Source organism: Allobosea lupini (genome assembly GCF_900109525.1).
Classification (GTDB): Bacteria; Pseudomonadota; Alphaproteobacteria; order Rhizobiales; family Beijerinckiaceae; genus Allobosea; species Allobosea lupini.
Genome location: NZ_FOAN01000015.1, coordinates 72579 through 79097, shown reverse-complemented (window position 1 = coordinate 79097; position 6519 = coordinate 72579). Strand labels below are relative to the sequence as shown.

Annotated in this window: 5 protein-coding genes and 1 pseudogene; 3 read left to right on the top strand and 3 right to left on the bottom strand. The window is 65.0% G+C overall.

Annotation, left to right across the window (positions count from 1 at the left end; genetic code table 11):
- Together BMZ21_RS28170 and BMZ21_RS28165 are read right to left on the bottom strand one after the other, a co-directional pair.
- Positions 1-264: pseudogene (locus BMZ21_RS28170) on the bottom strand (IS110 family transposase); the annotation flags it as partial.
- 166 nt (positions 265-430) lie between these two features.
- Complete coding sequence (locus BMZ21_RS28165) at positions 431-1315, bottom strand: LysR family transcriptional regulator (RefSeq protein ID WP_091842730.1); 885 nt, start codon at positions 1313-1315, stop codon at positions 431-433.
- 120 nt (positions 1316-1435) lie between these two features.
- Here BMZ21_RS28165 and BMZ21_RS28160 point away from each other — a divergent pair, with 120 nt between their 5' ends.
- The 3 genes from BMZ21_RS28160 (at position 1436) to BMZ21_RS28150 (ending at position 3512) form a co-directional block, all read left to right on the top strand.
- Positions 1436-1894, top strand: coding sequence for a VOC family protein (locus BMZ21_RS28160; protein WP_091842744.1), 459 nt, complete (start codon positions 1436-1438; stop codon positions 1892-1894).
- Positions 1895-1958: 64 nt separating this feature from the next.
- Positions 1959-2795: an oxidoreductase gene (locus BMZ21_RS28155; RefSeq protein ID WP_091842727.1), complete on the top strand. Its 837-nt coding sequence runs from the start codon at positions 1959-1961 to the stop codon at positions 2793-2795.
- 51 nt (positions 2796-2846) lie between these two features.
- Positions 2847-3512, top strand: coding sequence for an SDR family oxidoreductase (locus BMZ21_RS28150; protein ID WP_091842724.1), 666 nt, complete (start codon positions 2847-2849; stop codon positions 3510-3512).
- Position 3513: 1 nt separating this feature from the next.
- Here BMZ21_RS28150 and BMZ21_RS28145 read toward each other — a convergent pair whose 3' ends face one another.
- Positions 3514-6426 (bottom strand): ATP-binding protein, encoded by a 2913-nt coding sequence (locus BMZ21_RS28145; protein WP_091842721.1) that lies wholly within the window; start codon positions 6424-6426, stop codon positions 3514-3516.
- Between the last annotated feature and the right edge of the window lie 93 nt (positions 6427-6519).

Sequence of the window (6519 nt, the reverse complement as noted above, 5' to 3'; positions counted from 1 at the left end):
GGTCTTGCCCCGCTTCACGTATGGCTTGACGTAAGCCGGCGGCATCAATCGCACAGTATGCCCCAGAGCGGTCAGTTCGCGCGCCCAATGATGGCTCGTGCCGCAGGCCTCCATGCCGACCAGGCAGGGAGCAAGCTTGCGGAAGAAGGGCATGACCTGAGCTCGCCTCAGCGCTCGTCGGGCGAGGACCTCTCCTGTTCCGTTGATGGCGTGCACCTGGAAGACATTCTTGGCCAGGTCGATGCCGACAGTCGTGATCTCCATCGTGGTCGCTCCAAGCTCGTGCTGCGTGACAGCACCACTGTGGCGCTGCAGCGCCGGGAGCGGGAGCCATCCACCCCATCTGCTTTTGGGCGTCAGTCCAATGTCAGCAATTGGCGCACTTCGCCTGGACCTCTGACCGGCGCTGCTGGCGTTCGCTGCTTCTCGATCAGGCCTTCACCGCGTCGATGAACGCGCGAAGCCCTGCCGACATGTTCCTGCGGCTGGGATAGTAGAGGTACAGCCAGTCCTCGGGCGGGCACCATTCGTCGAGGCAGCGGATCAGGCGGCCGTCGAGGATCTCTCGCTCGGCCCGATTCTCCCAGACATAGGCCAGCGCCGCGCCCGACAGGGCGACCTGGACCATCAGCTCGTGATCGTCGAGCGCGACTGGCCCCGTCGGGTGGTAGGCGATTGCGTCTCCCTTCAACTCGAATTCCCACGGGTAGCGCACGCCGCTCGGATACATGTTCTGGACGCACACATGCTGAGAGAGCTCCCGCGGTGTCATCGGCATCGGCCGGTCGGCGAAATAGGCAGGTGAGCCGACGACGGCCATGCGCAGCCGAGGCCGGATCTTCACCGCCACCATACCTTCGCGCAGGCTTTCGCCGAGCCGGATGCCGGCGTCGAAACCTTCATCGACGATATCGACCAACCTGTCGGTCGCGACGATCTCGACCTGTAGCTGCGGGTTGGCCTTGACCAACGGGCCGATGACGCGACCGAGCACGAAGGGCGCAATCGAACTCGGCACGTTCAGCCTGACCTTGCCGAAGGGCGTATCGCGGAAGCTGTTCAACGCATCGAGCGCCGCGCCGATATCGGCGAAGGCAGGCGAGAGCTGCGCGTGCAGCATCGCGCCGGCGTCGGTCAGCGAGACGCTGCGGGTCGTCCGGTTAAGCAGCCGGATGCCGACGCGTTCCTCCAGGTTGCTGACGGCATGGCTGATGGCAGACGCCGTGACACCGCGCTCCTCCCCGGCTCGGCGAAAGCTCAGGTTGCGCGCGACAGCGTCGAAGGCGGAAAGCTCTGAGAGTTCTGTCGCACGCATTGATGATTCTCACTCAGCATCATGCGAAGAATTACCGATCTAATCGCGAAAGTCGAGTTGCGCCATCTTCACGTCATCGCAGCCGGCATCCCGCCGGCCGATCACCGGACGGAGGTTTCCATGGCCGACTTCGCCTTGCCCGATCGCAACACCGCTTCGCCTTTCGCCGACCTTCGCGGCCACCATGTCGCCTTGCGCGTGCCGTCCTTCGACGACGCGATCGCCTTCTATGTCGGGAAGCTCGATTTCCGCATTGTCCACCAATGGCCCTACGCCGATCAGAAGCTCGCCTATCTCGCACTTCCCAACGACGATCACTTCATGATCGAGCTGCTGGCTGGCGGCGATCCGCTGCCGAACCCGGCTCCCACTTATGCCGATCTCGGCGACAGCCTGCGCCAGGCGGGCCTGCATCACTTCTGCATCAACGTCGCCGACATGCAGGCGACCGTCGCCGCACTCAAAGCTCGGGGCGTCACGGTCGTGACCGAGCCGTTCAAGCTCGACGAAATCAGCCGCAAGCTCGCCTTCATCGCAGACCCGTTCGGCAACCTCATCGAGCTGGCCGAAGTCGTCTGACCCCGCATGAGCGCGCCGAGCCTTCGGCTCGCGCGCAACCCTTTCATTGATCTGGAGAACGTCCATGCCACAGACATGGCTCATCACCGGCTGCTCGACCGGCTTCGGGCGCGCGCTGGCACAACATGTCGTCGCGCTAGGCCATAACGTCGTCGTCACTGCCCGCAATCCGGCGCAGATTGCGGATATCGCGGCCGGCCACGCAGAGCGCACCCTCGTCCTGAAGCTCGATGTTACGCGGGAAGCAGACATCACCGAGGCCGTCCAGGCCGCGGAGGCACGCTTCGGTCGCATCGACGTGCTCGTGAACAATGCCGGCGTCGGCTATTTCGGCGCCTTCGAGGAAAGCGACATGGGTGCGGTGCGCGCCATGTTCGAAACCAATGTCTGGGGACTGGCGCAGATGTCGCGCGCCGTGTTGCCGGGTATGCGTCGCCGGCGCACCGGCACGATCGTCAACATCTCTTCGATCGGCGGATTGCGTGCCCTGCCTTCGCTCAGCTTCTACGCGGCCTCGAAATTCGCCGTCGAGGCGCTGTCGGAGAGCCTGTCACGGGAGGTCGCGCCCCTCGGCATCAAGGTTCTGATCGTCGAGCCGGGTCCGTTCCGGACGGACTGGGCGGGCCGCTCACCGGGGCACGCCGGCACGGTGATCGACGACTATGCGGATACCGCTGGCGCCTTCCGCCGCACCATCACCGGCTATGACGGTCAGCAGCCGGGCGATCCAGAGCGGGCGGCGCGGGCCATCGTCATGGCGGTCAACGCGACCGAACCGCCGCTGCGGCTGCTGCTGGGCAAGGCCGCGCTCGCCGGTGCGCGCGAAAAGCTCGCCGAGCTCCGGACCGATTTCGACGCCTGGGCCGCAGTCACCGAGGGCGCCGACTTTCCGGCTGCCTGAGGTGGCTGGCGGGTCCCGATCTTGTTCACGCCAAATTCAAGGATAATCACCATGTCAAAGACCATTCTGATCGTCGGAGCGGGGCCGGGTATCGGCCTCGCCACAGCCAAGCGCTTCGCCCGCGAGGATTTTCGCGTCGTGCTGGCCGCTCGAAACGCCGACAAACTGAAGGGCATGTCGGATGCGCTGTCGGGACAGGGTGCCGAAGTCGTCGAGGAGATCGTCGATCTCCGCGACGCAGCCGCAGTCGATGCGCTGGTCTCCCGTTACGCGCCCGACATCGACGTGCTGCACTATAATGCCGGCGTTCTGCGCTACAGCGAAGGGCAGTTGCGCACCGACCCTCTGGGCGACCTGGCCGTCGACACGATCGAGGACGACGTCGCCGTCAACGTCACCGGCGCTCTCGCTGTGCTTCGCGCCGCGTTGCCCGCCTTTTACAACCGTGGTTCGGGATCGATCCTGCTCACGGGCGGGGGGCTCGCCACCACGCCCCATCCCGACCTGCTGACGCTCAGCGTCGGCAAGGCCGGCATCCGCGCCATGGCGCAAGGCCTGTTCGAGGTCAGCCGAGGCCACGGCGTCCATGTCGGGGTCGTCACCGTGGCGAAGCTGGTCAGCCCGGCTAGTGCGGAAGCGGATGAGGTCGCCGATCTGTTCTGGGGCCTTCACGCACAGCCCAAAGCCGAGTGGGCCTGGGAAGAACTCTATTCGTGAGTCATCGACGCTGCGCTTCGATGTCGTCGCGGCATTCGACATCCAAACTGAGCTGAGGGCGCGCTCGTCGCGCCCTCAGCTCATGCAACTCCTGCCTTGCATTCTCGATATCGACGGTTCCCTGGCCCTCGTCGAATGCCTCATAGACCGCTCGGAGCGTCGCCTCTGCCTCATCGTAGCGTTTGGATCGTGACCGTAGACGAGCCAGGCGTGTCGCTGAGCGAAGTTCCCAGCCACGCGCCGAGACATCGCGCGCCACGGCGATCGCACGGTCGAGGAGCGCCTCGGGGTTCGCGCTACCGGCTTCCGACGCCAGCAGGATATCGGCCTTCACGCGAAAGATCTCGGGGAGATGCAACGCGCTTCCGCTATCGATCGCGAGCTGCTCGCAGGATTCGATGACGTCTCGAGCCCGCCCGGCGTGGCCGCAATCGAGCAAGCCTTGCGACTTGGCGATCATCAGCGGCGCCGAAAACAGGCGATAATGGGCGTCCTTGAGCCCACGCATGGCGGACTCGATCATGGCGACCCCACCTTCAGGATCTCCTGTCGCGATCGCGACCTCGCCCTTGAACGCGACAGCGAGCGCGGCATACGGGCGAAGCGTACTCTGCTCGGCCGCATCCTCCAGCCGCTTGATGTAGATCAGCGCCTCCGCCCAGTCGCCACGCCACATGAAGATCGGCGGGATGCCACTCAGCGCGACGGCCCGGTGGAGCTTGAACTCTGACGATTCAACCTCGCGCATCGAAGCGCGTGCCATCGCCGCAGCTCGATCCGGGTAGCCCCTGAGCCACAGCCCATGCGCCCGAATAATATGGGCACGATTTGGGTGGGTCGAATAGGACGCGTAGCCGGAATGTGAGGTATCCGCCTCGACCAGCCCTATGGCCTCGTCGAGATGCGCCGCGACGGAGTCGAGCTGTCCGACCTGATGCAGCGAAACGCCCAGCGACAGATGAGAGGCGGCCAAGGCCAGCGGATCGGACATCGTCCGGGCGATCGCGAAGCTGTTCTGCGCGACGACGAGACCTTGGATGAAGTCCGCTCGCCTGCAGTACAGCACATGAAGATCCGCAAGTATCTCTAGCTGTTGTCGATGTTCCCCGAATTCACGCGCCAGTGCGAGGCCCCTTTCGAAGGCAATTTTGGTGTGCTCGCTGTTCCCGCTGCAGTACATCAGCGCCCGTGCCAAAGCGGCCTGCAGACTCATTTCCGCCCTTGACCCGATCTCCTCAGCATCGAGCCGAGCGAGCGTGGCTTCGCAGACAGAGCGGCATTCCACGAGCAGCGAAAGCGTCAGGAAGAGGCGGGCGCTGCCGACCGCGAGAGCGGTCAAGACGCGAGGGATGCCATGCGGACCGAAGCACCAATCGAGAGCCGCCCGCACATTTGGGACATCGTCCTCGTCGGCGAACCGACGTAGCGGATCGTGCGCGACCCGCATATCGGACCCGCCCAGAAATTCGGCAAAATAGGTCGCGTGCTGCAGCGCCGCGGCCAGGAGTTCGTCCCCCGGCGCTTCCGCCAGCAGATAAGCTCGCGTCGTGTCGAGCAGGCGGAATCGCCTGGCTCCGTCGTGTCCGCTGACCGAAACGAGCGACTGGGCGACGAGGCCGTCCAAGACACGCTCGACTTCGCATTTGCCGACCTCGTCATCCGCAGCGACGGCGCACGCGGCAGCCAAGCCGAAGGGGCCGACAAGGACGGCCAGCCGGCGCAGCACGGCCTGTCCGGTGCCATCAAGCAGATCGTAGCTCCAGGCGATCGTGTCCGTGAGTGTTCGATGGCGGCGCGCCGCCGTCCTCCTGCCGCCCCGTAGCGGCGCGAGCTGCCCTCTGAGCAACCCGGCGAGCGCCTCCAGTCCGTAGGTAGGCACCCGTCCAGCGGCGAGTTCGATCGCCAGCGCGATGCCATCGAGCTGGCGGCAGATGCCGGCTATCAGCGCAGCGTCCTTATCGACCAATCCGCGCTTGCTGCCCGCGGCGCCCGCTCTTTCGACGAAGAGGCGCGCTGCCGGATTCGACAATACGCCGTCGAGCGTCGCCTCTTGCTCCGGGGTCGGCAGTTCGAAGGGAGAAAGCGGATGGATGCACTCTTCTTCGAGCCGAATGGCTTCCCGGCTGGTCGCAAGTATTCGGAGCGTCGGCACGTCATCGACGAGGCGCTCGACGATCTCCGCCGCGGCGCCGATCAGGTGCTCGACGCTGTCGAGGATGAGGAACGTCTCCCGACGGCGAAGCCGCGCGATGATGTCCGGCATCGGATCGGTCCGTTCCACGGCAAGCCCGATCGCCGACGCGATCGCGCTTTTGATAAGCGCGCCGTCCTGGATCGCGCCCAGATCGATGAAGTGGATGTCGCCGGCGAATTCGGACGCGAACGCGTGCGCTGCCGCAACACCAAGGGTTGTTTTCCCGATGCCGCCCGTTCCGACGATCGTTACCAATCGTCGCGAACGCAGGCGATCGAGCAGCTTTGGAAGCTCGGCTTCATGGCCGATGGCGCGCGCCAATCGCGACGGCAATCGGATCGATCGATCATCCGTTGGCGCGGGGCCTTGATAGGCTGCCTCTCGGTCGATCGTCGTGACGGGCGCCACGAAGCAGTAGCCCTGTCCCGGCACCGTCGCGATGAAGGCGTTGTCGCTCGTCTCGCAGAGATGGCGGCGGAGCTCGACCAGCTGAAATCGCAGGCTGCCCTCGCCGACAGGAATGCCCGACCAGACCTGCGCCCAAATCTCCTGTTTTAAGACGGTGCGGCCGGCGTTCTCGACGAGAAGGCGCAGCAGGTCGAAGGCGCGCGCACCGAGCTTGACGGAGACGCCGTTCCGCTCGACCCGGCGCTCCGCCGAGAACAGACGATGATCGCCGAACCCGTAATCATATTGGGATGCGCCGCGATCGGGCCTCATCTCACATGCTCCTGACCGCGCTGCCTCACCGGCCCGTGTGAACGACGGGCCTGAGACTAGCAGAGCCAGAAGATGCCAGGCTCGCACAATATC